Genomic DNA, 17,079 nt, shown 5'->3' on the forward strand with positions numbered 1-17,079 from the left:
AAAGTTTTTGTTCCGACTTGGGGGTTGGAGTAACTACAAGCGTCAATCAGTGTTGGTCGGACCATTTTGGCCCGGCGCCTAATCCTATTGTTATGTCTCCATGCCCGAATGGGTGCCCCTGCAAAGGACTCCGGTCTAAAGCGGTGTGCATTCTGCGGACTTGTGCGCCTTGGTGAGGCAGGCGCGGTCGGTTGCTGTGAATTGTTAGGCGCTTGCGCGCTTTAAGAGTCGATATGTTGGGTAACAAAGGCTGCCAGTGAACAGTCTGTTTAAGAAACCGGGTCGAGGTGACATGACGAACGAAGAATGGGGACTTGTTCGAAACAAGCTGCAAAAAGCAGTCGGGCAGAACAATTACACCAATTGGATTGAACCACTGGAATTTGCCGATCTGAAGAACGGCGTGGCCACGTTTCTGGTGCCAACCAATTTTATGGGCAATTGGGTGGATCGTAATTTCGGCGACAAGATCCTGCATCAGATGGTGGGTGAAGGGCTAAAAGTCTCGCGACTGGATTTCGAGGTTCCATCAAGAACAGCTATGGCAAAACCGGCTTCTGCGACGGGTGACGCTGACACTTCGCCAAGTCTGGCAAAGACAACCAAAACGGATCAGGACGACTTGCCCGGCGCGCCGCTTTATGACCGGTTCACCTTTGATAATTTCGTCGTAGGCAAGCCCAACGAACTGGCCCACGCTGCTGCCCGACGTGTCGCCGAAGGCGGCCCGGTTACGTTCAATCCGCTGTTTCTGTATGGCGGCGTTGGTTTGGGCAAGACCCACCTGATGCATGCCATCGCGCATGAGATGACGACCCGAAACCCGGACCTTCGTGTGGTCTATCTTTCTGCTGAACAGTTCATGTATCGCTTCGTGCAGGCTCTGCGTGAAAAGCAGATGATGGATTTCAAACAACTGTTCCGTTCGGTTGATGTCCTGATGGTGGATGATGTGCAATTCATCGCTGGCAAGGACAGCACGCAGGAAGAATTTTTTCACACTTTCAATGCGTTGGTTGACCAGAACAAGCAGATCATCATTTCCGGCGACCGCGCACCGGGTGAGATCAAGGACCTGGAAGACCGCATCAAAAGCCGTCTGCAATGCGGGCTTGTGGTGGACCTGCATCCGACAGACTATGAGTTGCGCCTTGGTGTTCTTCAAAACAAACTCAAAGCGTATCGCGAGCAGTATAACGGGCTGGTGATCGCAGATGGCGTGCTGGAATTCATCGCGCACCGCATCTCGACCAATGTGAGGGTGCTGGAAGGCGCGTTGATGCGTCTGTTCGCATTTGCCTCGCTTGTCGGACGTGAAGTGACGATGGAGCTGGCGCAAGATTGTCTAGGAGACATCCTTCGCGCATCGGATCGCAAGGTGACGGTCGAAGAAATCCAACGCAAAGTCAGCGAGCATTACAACATCCGATTGTCCGATTTGATCGGCCCTAAACGCGTGCGCACCATCGCCCGTCCGCGACAAGTGGCGATGTATCTGGCCAAGCACATGACCTCGCGGTCTTTGCCTGAAATCGGGCGCCGTTTTGGCGGTCGCGATCACACCACCGTCATGCACGGGGTGAAACGGATTGACGAGTTAAAGGGTGCCGACGATCAGATCGCCGAAGATCTTGAACTTCTGCGCCGCGCGCTTGAGGCCTGATTTGGCGCAACAACGGCGGGTTTTGGGGCCTATCCCCTTGACCCGCCCGCGAAAGAATCAGACATTCCCAATAACAAATTGAGCCGGGCGGCGAACGTGATATGTTCTCCGCCCCGGTATCTGTCAGGAGTGGGACATGAAGATCAGTATCGAACGCGGCGCACTGCTTAAGGCCGTGTCACAGGCGCAATCTGTTGTAGAACGCCGGAACACCATCCCAATCCTTGCCAATGTGCTAATCGAAGCCGAAGGCAACAGCGTTTCATTCCGCGCCACAGACCTGGATATCGAGGTGGTCGACAAGACCGATGCCATGGTCGAACGCGCCGGAGCTACCACCGTTTCCGCTGTGACCCTGCACGAAATTGTGCGCAAACTGCCAGATGGCGCCTTAGTGCAACTGACTGATGATGGCGCAACGGGCCGGTTGACAGTCGAAGCAGGGCGCTCAAATTTCTCGCTCGCCACCCTGCCGAAAGAAGATTTCCCGGTGATGGCGACATCGGAATACTCGGCCAATTTCTCAGCCCCCGCGCCGGTTCTGCGCCGCTTGTTCGACAAGTCGAAATTCGCAATCTCGACAGAAGAGACGCGGTACTATCTGAACGGCGTTTATATGCATGTCGCAGACGCTGAAGGCGGCAAAGTGCTGCGCTGCGTGGCCACCGATGGTCACCGTCTGGCACGGATTGACGCCGACCTTCCTGCAGGGGCTGCGGACATGCCCGGCGTGATCGTACCCCGTAAGACCGTCGGCGAAATGCGCAAACTGTTGGACGATGACGATGCGACCATCGCCGTATCGGTATCTGAGACCAAGATCCGCTTTGCGACACCCGCTATTACGTTGACGTCGAAAGTGATCGACGGGACGTTCCCCGACTACACCCGCGTTATTCCCACCGGCAACACTCGCAAATTGGAAGTCGACGCGACCGAATTTGCGCAGGCCGTTGACCGCGTTGCCACCGTGTCCAGTGAACGGTCGCGGGCAGTGAAGCTGCAACTGGATGAGGATCGCCTGATCCTGTCGGTGAACGCCCCTGACGCCGGCGCTGCCGAAGAAGAACTTGCCGTTGCCTACAGCGACGAGCGGTTGGAAATTGGCTTCAACGCCAAATACCTGCTTGAGATCGCCAGCCAGGTCGATCGTGAAAACGCCGTATTCATGTTCAACTCCTCCGGCGACCCGACCTTGATGCGGGAAGGCAATGACACAAGCGCTGTCTATGTCGTCATGCCGATGCGTGTGTGACCCTGATTAAGCCACCAACTGACGCCTCCGAAAGGGATGATTTTGTTGAGCTAACAAGCCGAGGCGCGTGATGCTGGCCTTGCGAGAGTTGACCCTGAGCCATTTTCGAAGTCACCGCGTTGCGCGACTGACGCTGGACGGCCGACCTGTGGCAATCCACGGTCGCAATGGGGCGGGTAAGACCAATATCCTTGAAGCAATCTCCATGTTGTCACCGGGGCGCGGTCTACGTCGTGCGACAGTGGATGAGATGATCCGACGACCCGAGGGTGTCGGCTGGAAGATCACCGCGACCCTACAAAGCCTGCATCAATTGCACGAGGTCGAGACCTGGATCGAACACGGCGGCACGCGGCAGGTGCGCATTGATAACAAATCCGCCCCACAAGTCGCCCTTGGCCGGATCGCCCGTATGGTTTGGCTGGTTCCGGTGATGGATCGCCTGTGGGTCGAAGGAGCCGATGGACGCAGGCGGTTTCTGGACCGGATGACCATGAGCTTTGAACCGCATCACGCAGACGCCGTTCTGACCTATGAAAAAGCCATGCGCGAACGCAATCGCTTGTTGAAGGACGGTCAGCGTGACAGTCACTGGTACGACGCGCTGGAAGCGCAGATGGCGCGCGCCGCCGCCGAGATTGGCAAGAACCGAGTGGCCGCCCTGACGCAGTTGATCGCGGCGCAGGCAGAAGCCGAAACCTCTTTTCCGGCGGCTGAATTGTCACTAATCCAGCCAGATGAGGCCAAACTTCCGGATACCGAGGACGAGTTGGCATTGGCCTTTGCCGACAGCCGACCGCGCGATTTGATGGCCGGGCGCACCCTAGTCGGCCCACACCGCACTGATCTGGTCGCCATCTATTCCGCAAAGGGGATTGCCGCGCGGGATTGCTCGACCGGCGAACAGAAGGCGCTTTTGGTCTCGTTGATATTGGCCAACAGTCGCGCCTTGGCACGGGATTTTGGCGCACCGCCAATTTTGCTGCTGGACGAAGTGGCGGCACATCTTGATGCTGGCCGCCGTGCCGCGCTGTATGACGAGGTTTGCGCATTGGATGCGCAAGCCTTCATGACGGGCACTGGCCCCGAGCTGTTTACAGAACTGGGCGACCGCGCCTGCCACATCGAAGTCAGCGAAGCCGATGGAAGCTCGCACATTGAAGAGGTGACACCATGAAGACCAATCGCGTGACGCTGATCACCCTTGGCGTCAAAGACATCGCCCGTGCCTGCGCGTTTTACGAAGCCATCGGGTGGGTACCATCCGAGGTGCAGGACAAGGTCGCATTCTTCGACATGAACGGCATGAAGTTTGGGTTCTATCTGTTGGACGGTTTGGCTGAAGACACGGGGAAGCCAGTTGAAACGCTCAAGACCGGTGCCATGACGCTGGGTCAGAACTTCCCGACAGAAACCGAAGTCAACGCAGCCTACGAAAAAGCGCTTTCAGCGGGCGCCACCGAGGTCACGCGCCCTGAAAAAATCTTTTGGGGTGGCTATTCAGGCTATTTCGCGGACCCTGACGGTCACCTTTGGGAATACGCTATGAACCCATATTGGGAGCTGGATGAGGACGGCCACCTAAAATGACCATTACACTGACCGAGCTCGGTTTCTACATCGTCGGGCTTTATATCCTGTTCCTGACCCCCGGTCCGGTCTGGGTGGCACTGGTGGCGCGTGTCATGGCAGGTGGCTTCGCACAGGCCTGGCCGCTGGCAATGGGTGTCGCCATTGGAGATATCTTTTGGTCGGTGCTTGCAGCTCTTGGAATGGGCTGGGTTGCATCAAGCTTTGGTGGGGCGATGCTGGTTCTGAAAGTCATAGCAGCCCTGTTCTTCGTCTGGCTGGGTTTCACGATTATCCGCTCGGCCGACCACAAGATCACCAAAGACCGAAAACTCACCCGCCCCGGCATTTGGGCGGGCTTCGTTGCGGGGCTGATCGTGATCCTTGCCAACCCCAAGGCCATCCTGTTCTACATGGGCGTCCTGCCGGGATTCTTTGACTTGTCCCGCCTGACCACGCCGGACATTGTGGCCATCGGCACAGCGTCTTTCATCGTGCCGCTGACTGGCAATCTTGGCATGGCGTTTTTCATCGACCGCGCCCGGCAATTGCTGTCATCCCCAACCAGCTTGCGCCGCATGAATATGGCGGCAGGCAGTATGCTGATTCTGGTCGGAATCGTCATTCCATTTACGTAAGCGGAAATGCGGCCTGTTTGACACTAAATCTTGTGTCGGCTAGGTGACAACACCCCTGAAAATCACTATATTTTCCGGAACAAACAACAGGAAGGCCCTCATGGCTGACGATGCGCAGAGCGGTGCCGACTACGGCGCAGAATCCATTAAAGTTCTCAAAGGGTTAGAGGCTGTTCGGAAGCGCCCGGGCATGTATATCGGTGACACCGATGACGGATCTGGCCTGCACCATATGGTGTATGAGGTCGTGGACAACGGAATTGATGAGGCGCTTGCCGGTCATGCGGACGCCGTGAATGTCACTATTCATGCAGATAACTCTGTTTCCGTATCAGACAACGGACGCGGTATTCCGACCGATATTCATCAGGAAGAAGGTGTTTCGGCAGCCGAGGTCATCATGACCCAGCTTCACGCAGGCGGTAAGTTCGACTCAAACTCCTATAAGGTGTCGGGTGGTTTGCACGGCGTGGGTGTGTCTGTTGTGAACGCATTGTCTGACTGGCTGGAGTTGCGCATCTGGCGAAACGGAAAAGAGCATGTCGCCCGCTTCGAGCGCGGCGAAACTGTCGAGCACCTGAAGGTCGTCGGCGATTGCGGCGACCGTACCGGGACCGAAGTGCGGTTTCTGGCATCGACCGACACATTTTCGAACCTGGATTACCAATTCAAGACGCTGGAAAACCGCTTGCGCGAACTGAGTTTCCTGAACTCCGGCGTGCGGATCATTATCGAAGATGAACGTCCCGCCGAGAAGCTGCGCACTGAGCTGCATTACGAAGGCGGCGTAAAAGAGTTTGTCAAATACCTCGACCGGTCAAAGACACCCTTGATGGAAGAACCCATCTTCGTCACTGGCGAAAAAGATGGGATCGGGGTCGAGGTCGCGATGTGGTGGAATGACGGCTATCACGAGAATGTGCTGCCCTTTACCAACAACATCCCACAACGGGACGGTGGCGCGCATTTGGCGGGTTTCCGGGGTGCTTTAACGCGAACCTTGAACCTCTATGCCAACTCATCCGGGCTTGCGAAGAAAGAGAAGGTGAACTTCACCGGCGACGACGCGCGCGAAGGCCTGACCTGCGTTCTGTCGGTCAAGGTGCCGGACCCGAAGTTTTCGTCCCAGACCAAGGACAAGCTGGTCAGCTCGGAAGTTCGACCCGCAGTCGAAGGCTTGATGAACGAGAAACTGCAGGAGTGGTTCGACGAAAACCCGAACATCGCAAAGATGATCGTTGGCAAGATCATCGAAGCCGCTTTGGCACGCGAAGCCGCCCGCAAAGCGCGCGAAATGACGCGCAAGAAATCCTCGCTGGACGTGGCCTCCCTACCCGGCAAACTTGCCGATTGCCAGGAACGCGACCCCGCCAAGCGTGAACTGTTCATGGTCGAGGGGGACTCGGCCGGTGGATCGGCAAAACAGGGTCGATCCCGCCACAATCAGGCCGTTTTGCCCCTGCGCGGCAAGATTCTGAACGTCGAACGGGCGCGCTTTGACCGAATGCTGTCCAGCCAGGAAATCGGCACCATCATCACCGCCCTGGGCACCGGGATCGGACGGGATGAATTCGACATCTCTAAGCTGCGCTATCACAAGATCATCATCATGACAGATGCAGACGTGGATGGTGCCCACATCCGCACGTTGCTTCTGACCTTCTTCTTCCGCCAGATGCCGGAACTGATTGAAGGCGGTTACCTCTATATTGCGCAGCCGCCGCTCTATAAGGTCGCTCGCGGTAAATCCGAGGTCTATGTGAAAGATCAGGTTGAATTGGAAGATTACCTGATCGCGCAAGGTATCGAGGGCACCGTTCTGCGTCTTGCCAATGGCGAAGAAATCGCAGGCGCTGATCTGGCTCGTGTGGTCGATGCAGCGCGCAGTTTCCGTCGCATTCTGGATGCCTTCCCCACTCATTATCCTCGCAACATCCTGGAACAAGCCGCCCTTGCCGGTGGTTTTGATCCCGGTCGTGCCGATGCTGATCTGCAAGCCGTGGCCGAAAGCGTGGCGGCACGCCTAGATAAGGTTGCCGTTGAATATGAACGCGGTTGGCAGGGTCGGATCACGCAGGATCACGGCATTCGACTGGCGCGCATACTGCGCGGGGTCGAAGAGATCCGCACATTGGACGGCGCTGTTCTTCGCTCGGGCGAGGCGCGCCGCCTGTCAGAAGTCTCAAAAGAGACACGCGACATTTACCGTGACAGTTCAAACCTTGTGCGGAAGGACCGTGAAATCCTTGTGCAGGGGCCGATTGACCTGTTGCAGGCCATTCTTTCCGAAGGCGAAAAAGGTCTGACCCTGCAACGTTACAAGGGGCTGGGCGAAATGAACCCGGATCAGCTTTGGGAAACCACCCTCGACCCCGAAGCCCGCACGTTGCTTCAGGTAAAGGTGGAAGATCTGGCGGATGCCGACGATCTGTTCACAAAGCTGATGGGCGATGTGGTCGAGCCGCGTCGCGAATTTATCCAACAAAACGCCCTATCGGTCGAAAACTTGGATTTCTAGCTTCCTGATGGCACATGGGCCGAGGTCCCCTATCCGATGTCGCACATCCATATCGACTTGATTTCGGACACGGCCACACGCCCGTCTGCGGGCATGTGGCAGGCGATGATGAACGCCCCAACGGGTGATGAACAGCGTGGCGAAGACCCGACCACGCTGGCGCTGTGCGAAAAGGTTGCACATTTGCTGGGGTTCGAGGATGCGGTTTTTCTCCCCTCGGGCACCATGTGCAATCAGATCGCCTTTCTGGTGCATTGCCGCCCCGGCGACGAGGTCATCGCCGCCCGCAATGCCCATATCGTGCGGTCCGAAGGGGCGGGGGCAGCTGCACTGGCTGGGGCACAGATTCATCCAGTCGATACCCCGAATGGCATCTTCTCGACAAAGGAAGTCGCCCCGTTAATGCGTCCGCAACGCGACCGCGCACCCGTCATCCGTATGATCTGCGTCGAACAGACGACGAATTTCGGTGGCGGCGCGATCTGGCCCATTGGTACGCTGCAAGACCTCTCCGCGCTGGCGCGCACCGAAGGTCTGGTGATGCACATGGACGGCGCGCGGCTGTTGAACGCTGTTATCGCCAGCGGCCACCCCGCCAGCACCCATTGCAACGGCTTCGACAGTGCGTGGATCGACCTGTCAAAAGGCTTAGGCTGTCCCGTGGGTGCGGTGCTTGCGGGCAGTTCCGATTTCATCAGGCAGGCATGGATCTGGAAACATCGTTTGGGTGGTGCAATGCGTCAATCAGGTGTGCTGGCAGCAGCAGGTCTTTATGCGCTGAACCACAATATTGGGCGCTTGGAGGACGACCACGCCAATGCGCGGCTCTTTGCAGATTTAGTGACTAACACACCGGGAATTCGGGTCTTTCCAGAGATCATCGAAAGCAACATTCTATTCCTCGACATCGCTGAAACGGGAAAATCAACCAATCAAATCAATGCGGCCCTCTTGAAAAACGGCATCAGGCTGAACGCCGAATCCGCAACCCGGTTCAGGGTGGTGACGCATATTGATATCTCGCGCGAACAGATCCAAACCGCTGCGAACGCTATCAAAACGGCCTGCATCAGCTAGACACTTATTGGCCGCCTAAGATTGGGGTTGAAAAGTGGTGCCGCTGAAGGGACTCGAACCCCCGACCCCATCATTACGAATGACGTGCTCTACCAGCTGAGCTACAGCGGCCCACAGATAACTGCCGGGCCGATACGACGCAGCAGCGATCGGGGTTTTAGACGCGAGCTGGGCGCTGTGCAAGCGAATTTCATGCAATCGCAACGGGTCGCTGCACAATCATTTGGTCGCATCAAACATCGGACCATCCCCATCACGAAGGTTTTGACGTGTCACCCTCAGAAGCGGTCTCGTCATCAAGCACCTCGGCCTCCAACACCACATTTTCTGCCCCGTCATCTGGGTCAAGAAGCTCGGTCGTATCATCAACATCTTCAGCTGCCCCGACAATCATCGGCAACATCTCGGCCCCGCCTTGCATCGCGTGGTCCGTTTCTGGCGCGGACGTCCAGGCCAACGTGTCGAAGCCCTGACAACCATCACAGATCGGGGTCCACGCCGCGTGCACATGATTGCAGTTCTCGCACACCCATTGCGGGCCGCGCGGCGCTGTAACAGCACGGGCCAAGAGCGCGCGCACTGTCTGATCATCGGCACCTTGACCGCGTTCAATTGCGGCCAGAAGCGTCAGGGCGCGTTGGCTGGGCAGGACATCGGGCAGATCGCCCAGAGCCTTACGGGCCTCGGCATAATCCTCGGCGGCGATGTTCAGCTCGGTCAACAACATCCGAGTCTCGGGATCGCCATCGCGATGTTTGGTCAGCGCGCGAAACCGTATCAGCCGGTCAGCGGGCGTTTCGTCAGGCACAATCTCGGCAAAAGCGGTGGCAATATCTGGGTGTGGCTGTGCGGTCCACGCCTTGACCAGAACCCGCGTGGCATAGCGCGGTTTGCCGTTTTCGATGTAAGTGCGGGCGGCCATTACCGCGGCAGGCACCAGATCAGGCGACAGACGATTGGCTTCAATCGCGGCTTCGCGCGCCTTGATGTCATTGCCTTCGTTCAGAACGCCTTTGGCTTCGGACAGCGCAAGAACCGCATCGCGACGTTTATGCACATCGCGCGGCAGATCGCCGTATTTCAACTTTGCCCCCAACGTCTTGCGCGCACCTGACCAATCATTGTGCTGGGCTTGCAAGCCAAGCAACACGTCCTGTGTTTCGGTATGGCGGGGTTTCAACGCAAACGCTTTTTGCGCCAATTTCATCGCGGTTTCGGTGTCCCCTTCTGCCAGTTTTTGCTTCATGATCCCACGTACACCGACAAACTGCGTCCGTTGGTCTTTCAGCAAACGGCGATACACCTCGTCCGCCTTTCGCTTGTCACCGGTCATTTCCGCAGCCTGCGCAGTCAATAGGTTGGTCAGTTCGGGGCGGTGCAGATATTTCTCGGCCCGGCTGGCCTTGGACATGGCCGTGCTGCCTTCGCCGGACGCCAACGCGATCATGCCTTCGGCCAACGCCTCGTATCCTTTACGTTCGCGCGAGCGGTCGAAATACCGTGAAATCGCTGTCTCGTCCCCATTCACGAAACGGATAAACGCCACGATCAAGCCAAGAACGATGATCGCAAGCCAAATCGCCACCACAAGAAGCACCGCGGCGATGACCGCCTGAAGCGGCTCCAGATTAAACTCGGTCGAACCCACGGCGATACGAATGCCACCTTCAGTTTCCATCAGAAACCCAGCCCCCAGCGTCAGCAGAGCGATGGCAGTCACGAATAGGATAATCTTGAAAAGAGACCAAAGCATCGGCGCGTCCTTAATTGCTGTTCACTTGCTGGGCCAGGGCTTGTGCAGCCTCAAGCGCGTCATTACGGGCGGTGGCCTGTTCGATCCAGGCGCCAAGCGCAGGCTTTCCGGCGTCAGGTATCGCCTCAAGCTCGGTCAACGCCACGGCGATTCGGCCATCCTTCAGCGCAGCTTCAGCCCTCGACAAGATCGCGTCGGGATCATCACCCTCTTTCGGCTCAAGCGACCGCGCCCCAAGCTGAGTGCGGAAAAAGGCTGTCACGCGGTCCATCTGGCCATCTTCAACGGCCGCCCGGATCGACGCATCCAGCGCATTGCGGGCCGCTTCTGGGAACCGCGCTTGTAACGTCGCCAATGTCACGATCCCCGTCTTTGCATGAGCTGATAGGGCGTCAGGCGCATCGGTGCCTGCATTTTCGGTCAGATCAAACAGCGCATCCCCATAGGGTTGTCCACTTTCCAGCGCCGCCAAAACACGAGACATCGCAGCCCGCGCGGCGGCGGCTTTGGCAGCCTCGGCGGCGCTGACCTCAAGCGTTTGCGCCTGATCCTGCGCGTTGCCAATACGCTCAAGTTCCGCGTCCAGCATCTGGCGCATCTGCTGCAACTCGCGCTCATACGCCGCGGCCGCCGCGGCAGCGGCTTCCATACCGGACCCCTGCGGCAATTTCTCAACCGTATGCATACGGTTTTCCAGCTCGGTCAGCTTCTCTGACATCGCGTCGTATTGCACACGCAGTTGGTTCAGTTGACCGGTCATTTCCCCGCGAAGTTGATCCAGCCCGGTATCGTTCTGCAATTCGGTTAGCACTGTGGATTGGGCCGCTGTCGTATCCTCGACCCCCGACACACGATCGTCCAGATCGGTTAGCTTGATCTCGACCGGGTCCACGTCTGGTTGGCTGGCAAAGGGCCATTGATCCGGATAGCGTGCCGCGCCGAAGCCCAGCGCCGCCGCAACAGCGCCGCCCAGCAAGAGCGGCAAAAAGGTCGATCCGCTGCGCGCGACAGGCCGCTCTTGAACGTCAGCAGATGCGTCTTCCGCAAGCTGGGTGTCTATATCGGTTTCAGCCGCATCAGCGTCAATCTCGGACGCCGGTGTTTCGCCGTCGGGCTTTTCATCGTCTGACGCTCTCTTATCCGGCGTATCAGGGTCGGCCGCCTTACTCTCAGCTTTCGACTCAGAGGCTTTGGATTCGTCGATGACAACTGCGTCCTCGACCTTTTCAGGCGTGTCCTTGGCTGGTTTGCGGGATTTGGCCAATTTCGGAACCTCTCGAATCTCTTAAAGAAAATCACGGTGCGTCTGTGGTTTCAGCTTAGCTTGCGACCCCCGTTCGCTCAAGCAAGGTCAGTGTCGCAGGGACGCAATTATCCGATCCGCCATTGCTTCGCCGGTGGGTTCGGCGACCACGACACACGATCCACCTGTCTCAGTGCGCCAAACTTCGGCCACTGCGTCACTGATCGTGATGACATGTAACCTCTCCCCGACAAGTGAAAGCGTCTGCCCAACCAATCGTGCCGAGCGGGGCGAATAAAGGGGAAGGATCGCGGGCCTCTCCCCTTCCAGCACCTTTCGTGCGGCGTCGGTCAGTGGCAGGTCATCTTGTCGATAGGTTTGAGCGGCACGAGCCCTGATTGACAGCTTCGCCAGTGCCGCTGGAATATCCGTCGCCACGTGAGATCCGCGCAGATAGAGCACGTTGCCCGGATCAGGTTGCGTCTCCATCCACGCAAGCAATGACGCCGCATCCAACGCGCAATGGCGTACATCTCCGCCGGCCTGTTGGGCTGCATCAGCAGTGCGCGCACCAACACAAAAGACAGGTTTGCCATCAAGGGGACCGTGAATGGCGTGCACGGACGTTGCGATCACCAGGTCGGTGCCAACAAAGTCCGGCCAAACCCCAGTCGGAGAAATTTTCATGATCGGCGAGCAGACAATAGGCACTTCCGGACCGAATGACTCACTGATCTGATCCAACAACTGATCTGCGCTTTGCTCAGGCCGGGTCAGTACCAGCGTCTTTTGGGTGGACATGATAAGCCTGCCGGGATTGTCTGATTTGCCATGTGGTGTTACCCCGACCAGAGGCCTCACCGCAACCAATCCTGCTGGACCAAACCGCGATGACTGACACAATTACCCTTTTGGGGCTGGAAAGCTCTTGCGACGACACTGCGGCGGCGGTGGTGCGTCATACGCCCGGCCAGAGGCCCGAGGTTTTGTCGTCGGTCGTGGCCGGTCAGACCGAATTGCACGCAGATTTTGGTGGCGTGGTACCAGAAATTGCTGCCCGCGCCCATGCCGAAAAACTGGATATCTGCGTGGAAGAGGCTCTGTTACAGGCAGACTTATACCTTCGCGAACTTGACGGGATTGCCGTCACCGCAGGGCCGGGACTGATCGGCGGGGTTGTTGCGGGCGTAATGTGCGCCAAGGGGCTGGCGGCGGGATCCGGTCTGCCACTGATTGGCGTGAACCACCTGGCCGGCCATGCCTTGACCCCGCGGCTGACAGATCAGACAGAGTTTCCGTATCTGATGCTTCTGGTATCCGGTGGCCATTGCCAATTCCTGATCGCCAAGGGGCCTGAAGAATTTAGCAGGCTTGGCGGCACCGTCGACGACGCCCCTGGTGAGGCATTTGACAAGACCGCAAAGCTTTTAGGCCTGCCGCAACCCGGCGGACCTTCGGTCGAAGCCGAGGCGCTCAAAGGCAACCCCAAACGGTTCAAACTCCCACGTCCACTGCTGGATCGGCCCGGCTGTGATATGAGCTTTTCAGGCTTGAAGACTGCCCTGCTACGGGAACGAGACCGATTGATCGTCGAACACGGAGGGCTGCGCCGTTCCGACCGTGCCGATCTGTGTGCCGGGTTTCAGACGGCCGTGGCTGACGTTCTTGCCGAAAAGTCACGCCGAGCTTTAATTGAATACATGACGCTGGCACCCAAGACCCCGACGTTGGCCGTGGCAGGTGGTGTCGCCGCCAATATGTCAATTCGCAGTGCATTAGAGACTGTTTGTGATCAAACAAACGCCGCATTCCTTGCTCCACCACTTGCCCTATGTACCGATAATGCCGCGATGATCGCTTGGGCGGGGATCGAGCGATTCCGGTCAGGTCAGCGCGACGACATGACTTTACAGGCGCGTCCACGATGGCCTCTGGACCAGGACGCCCCCGCCATGCTTGGATCGGGAAAGAAAGGGGCGAAAGCATGAGTGTTTCAGTCTTGGGCGCGGGCGCCTTTGGCACGGCCTTGGCCATCTCTTTGGCGCGTGCTGGGCAACCTGCGACGCTGTGGGCGCGCGATCTGGCTGGAATGGATGCGAAGCGCGAGAATGCGCGCCGTCTGCCGGGCTTTACCTTTCCCGAAAAGCTGGTTGTGACAGACTCCCTGTCAGAAGCAGCTCAATCGGATATCTTGTTGTTGGCAGTTCCGATGCAGTCCCTTGCTGGGTTTCTGTCCGAACACGCGACGCTTCTGAATGGTAAGACCCTTGTGGCTTGCTGCAAAGGCATTGATCTAACCACCGGCCTTGGACCCGCTGAGATTATCCGCCGTGCTTGCCCAAAAGCGACCCCCGCCATCTTGTCTGGGCCAAGCTTTGCCGTCGACATTGCAGCCGGCCTGCCAACAGCGCTGACGTTGGCGGTTGAAGATGGCCACGCGCTGCAAACCGCCCTTTCCACCCCAAACATCCGCCTTTATCGCAGTTCGGATCTGACTGGAGTCGAGATCGGCGGCGCCTTGAAAAACGTGGTAGCCATCGCTTGTGGCATCACCCTTGGCGCGGGACTTGGCGAAAGCGCGCATGCCGCGTTGATGACGCGTGGATTTGCCGAGATGCAGCGGCTTGCCTTGTCGCGAGGCGCGCGGCCAGAAACACTGTCCGGGTTGTCCGGTTTTGGTGATCTTGCGCTGACTTGTTCATCTGCAAAATCACGCAATTTTGCGTATGGTCTTGCTCTTGGGCGCGGCGAACCGCTGCCCGAAGGCACGACAGTCGAAGGCAAGACAACTGCAAAAGCAGTCTCTAACCTTGCCCAAAAGTTGGAGCTGGACGTGCCCATTGCCGATATGGTTGTGGCCGTTCTGGAAAAACATCTGACCGTAAAAGAAGCCGCAGATTTGTTGCTGACGCGGCCCCTGAAGGAGGAATAACATGCTGATAGCGCTTATCTGCACCGACAAACCCGGTGCGATCGACATCCGTAAAGCCAACCGCGATGCGCATCTGGCGTATATCAAAGACACCGGTGTCGTCGCTCAAGCAGGGCCGTTTCTGGACGCTGATGGCGTGATGTGTGGATCGCTTGTGATCCTTGATGTGGCTGGTCGCGACGCTGCGCAAACCTGGGCCGATGGTGATCCCTATGCCAAGGCGGGCCTATTTTCAGATGTCCGCATTGAGCAATGGAATAAGGTGATCGGCTGATGGCGTATTGGCTTTTTAAATCCGAAGTATCGACCTGGAGTTGGGATCAGCAGGTCGCAAAAGGCGACGTTGGCGAAGAATGGGACGGTGTGCGAAACTATCAGGCGCGCAATTTCATGCGCGACATGAATATTGGCGATCTGGGGTTCTTTTATCACTCGCAAAAAGAGAAAGAGATCGTTGGCATTGTCGAAGTCATCGCTGAAAGTCACCAAGACAGCACTACAGATGACGAACGCTGGGACTGCGTCGACATCAAGGCGGTGCGGCCGCTGAAAAACCCTGTGACGCTGGCCATGTGCAAGGAAGATCCGCGCCTGAAAGATATGGTGCTTGTCAACAACTCGCGCCTGTCGGTTCAACCCGTCACGGAAGAGGAGTGGGGGATCGTCCTCTCGCTTTCCGGCGACACTGATTAGGTTTTGTGGCATAATTGCCAAGATTTTAAACGCGCGCAGGAGGATAGTTTATGTTGCAGGTATTGATTGCAGCCGTGGCGGGATACGCGTTCGGGGCAGTCTGGTACATGGCGCTTGCAAAGCAATGGGTGAAAGCTACGGGAATTGCAGTAGATGAAAACGGTCAGCCCACGGACAAGTCGCCATTGCCTTTCATCGTAGCTTTCATCAGCGCCATCGTCGTCGCCGGGATGATGCGCCACATCTTTGTCATGGCCGGGATCGATAGCGTCGGGAAAGGCCTGACCACGGGCCTTGGCCTGGGTTTGTTCGTGGTCGCACCTTGGATTGTAAACAATGTGATGTTTGGCGATCGGGACAAAAACCTGATCTGGATTGATGGCGGCTATGCTGCAGGCGGCTGTGCGGTGATCGGGCTGGTGCTGGCCCTGTTCTAACGGCCTAAAAAAACGAGAAAGGAGGGGCTGACGTCTCGGCCCCTCCTTTCCACCCCACGTGCCCCCCAGCACCACAAGCGACTTTGAAATTCGGGTCCGGCCATCCTAGCCTTCAATTTGACAGTAGCGGTCTACGCACAGCAGGGCAAGTTTGTGTTGCTTACAATACTATTCAAAATCAATATCTTAACAAATCAATAAAAAAGGCGCCGCCGAAATGGCAGCGCCTTTGCATCAGATCTGTACTTGATCAGGCGTAGACGGATTCTTTACCGAAATGCTTGACCAGCATGTAATACACAACGGCACGATACTTGTTGCGCTCGCTGCGGCCATAGGTGTCGATGACGGCGTTGATTGCGTCCATCAGTTGCGGACCATCGGCCAGACCCAGTTTTTTGACCAAGAAGTTGTCTTTCACGGTCTCAAGCTCGCTGTCCTGGCCGGCAGCCACGGTCGACGCGTCCGCATTGTAAATCGCAGGGCCGCAACCAATGGTCACCTTGGTCAAAAGATCCATATCCGGCGTCATGCCGCATTTCGATTTCAGATCATCCGCATACTTTGCAATCAGTTCGTCACGTTTACCCATTTTGGTCTCCCATAAATTTTACCAATAGGCCGAAGCCCAATTCGTCGACGAGACTAAGCACAATCGTAATTTGGTCAAAGGAAAAGTTTGCCTTTGTATTCCCCCTAGGCATCTCTGCCGATTTCCCGCAGGATGTCGCCGATAGAATTTTTAAACGGAGGAAACAATGGGTCTTTGGAGTTTTGTGAAAGGCGCGGGAAAATCACTGTTTGGTGGCGGTGATGAAACGGCGTCTGCTGACAGCCTGAACAAGGAAGTAGCCGATCTGGGCATCGACACATCAAGTTTGGATATCAAAGTGGATGGCGAGAAGGTGACTGTGAAGGGCGGTGACAACCTAAGCGCAGAGGATCGCGAAAAGGTCATTCTGGCGGTTGGCAACGTCGAGGGCGTCGCCGAGGTTGAGGCTGATCTTGACGACGAGCCAACATTCCACACGGTTGAAAAAGGTGACACGCTTTGGGCGATTGCTGAAAAAACCATGGGTAATGGTGCTCACTACAAAAAGATCTTCGAGGCGAACAAACCGATGCTTAAGGATCCTGACCTGATCTACCCGGGCCAGAAGCTGCGTATCCCCAGCTGATCTTTATCAATTTCATGAGAACGGCCCGTTCAACCGCGGGCCGTTTTTTTGCCGCAAGATCAAGCCCTGCGGCAATTTTTAACTTGTGACACCGGTCAAGTCGCTGTCTGATCCCACGAAACT

17 protein-coding genes and 1 tRNA gene are annotated in these 17,079 nt (G+C 57.0%); 13 read left to right on the forward strand and 5 right to left on the reverse strand.

All coding sequences use genetic code 11. The annotated features are described in order from the left end of the window. The first annotated feature begins 292 nt into the window (after positions 1-292). The 7 genes from dnaA (at position 293) to MWU51_RS13535 (ending at position 8,720) form a co-directional block, all read left to right on the forward strand. A complete protein-coding gene (dnaA, locus tag MWU51_RS13505) occupies positions 293-1,663 on the forward strand; it encodes a chromosomal replication initiator protein DnaA (protein WP_247037909.1) in 1,371 nt (456 codons plus the stop codon). 136 nt (positions 1,664-1,799) lie between these two features. After that, positions 1,800-2,918: a DNA polymerase III subunit beta gene (gene dnaN / locus MWU51_RS13510; RefSeq protein WP_247037911.1), complete on the forward strand. Its 1,119-nt coding sequence runs from the start codon at positions 1,800-1,802 to the stop codon at positions 2,916-2,918. A 70-nt stretch (positions 2,919-2,988) separates the two neighbouring features. Beyond that, positions 2,989-4,095, forward strand: a complete 1,107-nt coding sequence (gene recF, locus MWU51_RS13515; RefSeq protein ID WP_247037912.1) for a DNA replication/repair protein RecF — start codon at positions 2,989-2,991, stop codon at positions 4,093-4,095. Next, positions 4,092-4,508: a VOC family protein gene (locus MWU51_RS13520; protein ID WP_247037915.1), complete on the forward strand. Its 417-nt coding sequence runs from the start codon at positions 4,092-4,094 to the stop codon at positions 4,506-4,508. The genes recF and MWU51_RS13520 overlap by 4 nt, the downstream gene beginning before the upstream one ends. Continuing rightward, positions 4,505-5,125 (forward strand): LysE family translocator, encoded by a 621-nt coding sequence (locus MWU51_RS13525; RefSeq protein WP_247037916.1) that lies wholly within the window; start codon positions 4,505-4,507, stop codon positions 5,123-5,125. Before MWU51_RS13520 ends, MWU51_RS13525 begins: the two co-directional genes overlap by 4 nt. Before the next feature lie 100 nt (positions 5,126-5,225). Then, positions 5,226-7,643 carry a DNA topoisomerase (ATP-hydrolyzing) subunit B gene (gene gyrB / locus MWU51_RS13530; RefSeq protein ID WP_247037918.1) on the forward strand — a complete coding sequence of 806 codons (2,418 nt, stop codon included), beginning with the start codon at positions 5,226-5,228 and terminating at the stop codon, positions 7,641-7,643. 36 nt (positions 7,644-7,679) lie between these two features. Next, positions 7,680-8,720, forward strand: a complete 1,041-nt coding sequence (locus MWU51_RS13535; RefSeq protein ID WP_247037920.1) for a GntG family PLP-dependent aldolase — start codon at positions 7,680-7,682, stop codon at positions 8,718-8,720. A 35-nt stretch (positions 8,721-8,755) separates the two neighbouring features. On the opposite strand, the gene MWU51_RS13540 is transcribed toward MWU51_RS13535, so the two are convergent. From MWU51_RS13540 to MWU51_RS13555, 4 genes are all read right to left on the reverse strand, one after another. Further along, positions 8,756-8,831 (reverse strand) — tRNA-Thr (locus MWU51_RS13540). A 142-nt stretch (positions 8,832-8,973) separates the two neighbouring features. Continuing rightward, positions 8,974-10,473, reverse strand: a complete 1,500-nt coding sequence (locus MWU51_RS13545) for a heme biosynthesis HemY N-terminal domain-containing protein (protein ID WP_247037922.1) — start codon at positions 10,471-10,473, stop codon at positions 8,974-8,976. Between the two features lie 10 nt (positions 10,474-10,483). After that, positions 10,484-11,737, reverse strand: coding sequence for a hypothetical protein (locus MWU51_RS13550; protein ID WP_247037924.1), 1,254 nt, complete (start codon positions 11,735-11,737; stop codon positions 10,484-10,486). Positions 11,738-11,824: 87 nt separating this feature from the next. Further along, complete coding sequence (locus MWU51_RS13555; protein WP_247037926.1) at positions 11,825-12,517, reverse strand: uroporphyrinogen-III synthase; 693 nt, start codon at positions 12,515-12,517, stop codon at positions 11,825-11,827. An 89-nt stretch (positions 12,518-12,606) separates the two neighbouring features. Between MWU51_RS13555 and tsaD the strand changes: the two genes are divergently transcribed. The 5 genes from tsaD to MWU51_RS13580 are packed head-to-tail and all read left to right on the forward strand — an operon-like array spanning position 12,607 to position 15,778. Continuing rightward, the gene (gene tsaD, locus MWU51_RS13560) at positions 12,607-13,704 is read left to right on the forward strand and encodes a tRNA (adenosine(37)-N6)-threonylcarbamoyltransferase complex transferase subunit TsaD (RefSeq protein WP_247037928.1); all 1,098 of its coding nucleotides are present in this window, start codon (positions 12,607-12,609) and stop codon (positions 13,702-13,704) included. After that, positions 13,701-14,648, forward strand: coding sequence for an NAD(P)H-dependent glycerol-3-phosphate dehydrogenase (locus tag MWU51_RS13565; RefSeq protein ID WP_247037930.1), 948 nt, complete (start codon positions 13,701-13,703; stop codon positions 14,646-14,648). Before tsaD ends, MWU51_RS13565 begins: the two co-directional genes overlap by 4 nt. A gap of 1 nt (position 14,649) precedes the next feature. Then, positions 14,650-14,922 carry a YciI family protein gene (locus tag MWU51_RS13570; RefSeq protein WP_247037932.1) on the forward strand — a complete coding sequence of 91 codons (273 nt, stop codon included), beginning with the start codon at positions 14,650-14,652 and terminating at the stop codon, positions 14,920-14,922. Further along, the gene (locus tag MWU51_RS13575; protein ID WP_247037933.1) at positions 14,922-15,341 is read left to right on the forward strand and encodes an EVE domain-containing protein; all 420 of its coding nucleotides are present in this window, start codon (positions 14,922-14,924) and stop codon (positions 15,339-15,341) included. Before MWU51_RS13570 ends, MWU51_RS13575 begins: the two co-directional genes overlap by 1 nt. A gap of 50 nt (positions 15,342-15,391) precedes the next feature. Then, positions 15,392-15,778 carry a DUF1761 domain-containing protein gene (locus MWU51_RS13580; protein ID WP_247037935.1) on the forward strand — a complete coding sequence of 129 codons (387 nt, stop codon included), beginning with the start codon at positions 15,392-15,394 and terminating at the stop codon, positions 15,776-15,778. A gap of 250 nt (positions 15,779-16,028) precedes the next feature. Here the strand turns inward: MWU51_RS13580 and MWU51_RS13585 are convergent, their stop codons facing one another. Next, complete coding sequence (locus MWU51_RS13585) at positions 16,029-16,370, reverse strand: DUF2853 family protein (protein WP_247037937.1); 342 nt, start codon at positions 16,368-16,370, stop codon at positions 16,029-16,031. 166 nt (positions 16,371-16,536) lie between these two features. On the opposite strand from MWU51_RS13585, the gene lysM reads away from it, so the two are divergent. Continuing rightward, positions 16,537-16,956 carry a peptidoglycan-binding protein LysM gene (gene lysM, locus MWU51_RS13590; RefSeq protein ID WP_247037939.1) on the forward strand — a complete coding sequence of 140 codons (420 nt, stop codon included), beginning with the start codon at positions 16,537-16,539 and terminating at the stop codon, positions 16,954-16,956. Positions 16,957-17,079: the final 123 nt, after the last annotated feature.

The organism is Aliiroseovarius sp. F47248L, assembly GCF_023016085.1.
GTDB lineage: Bacteria > Pseudomonadota > Alphaproteobacteria > Rhodobacterales > Rhodobacteraceae > Aliiroseovarius.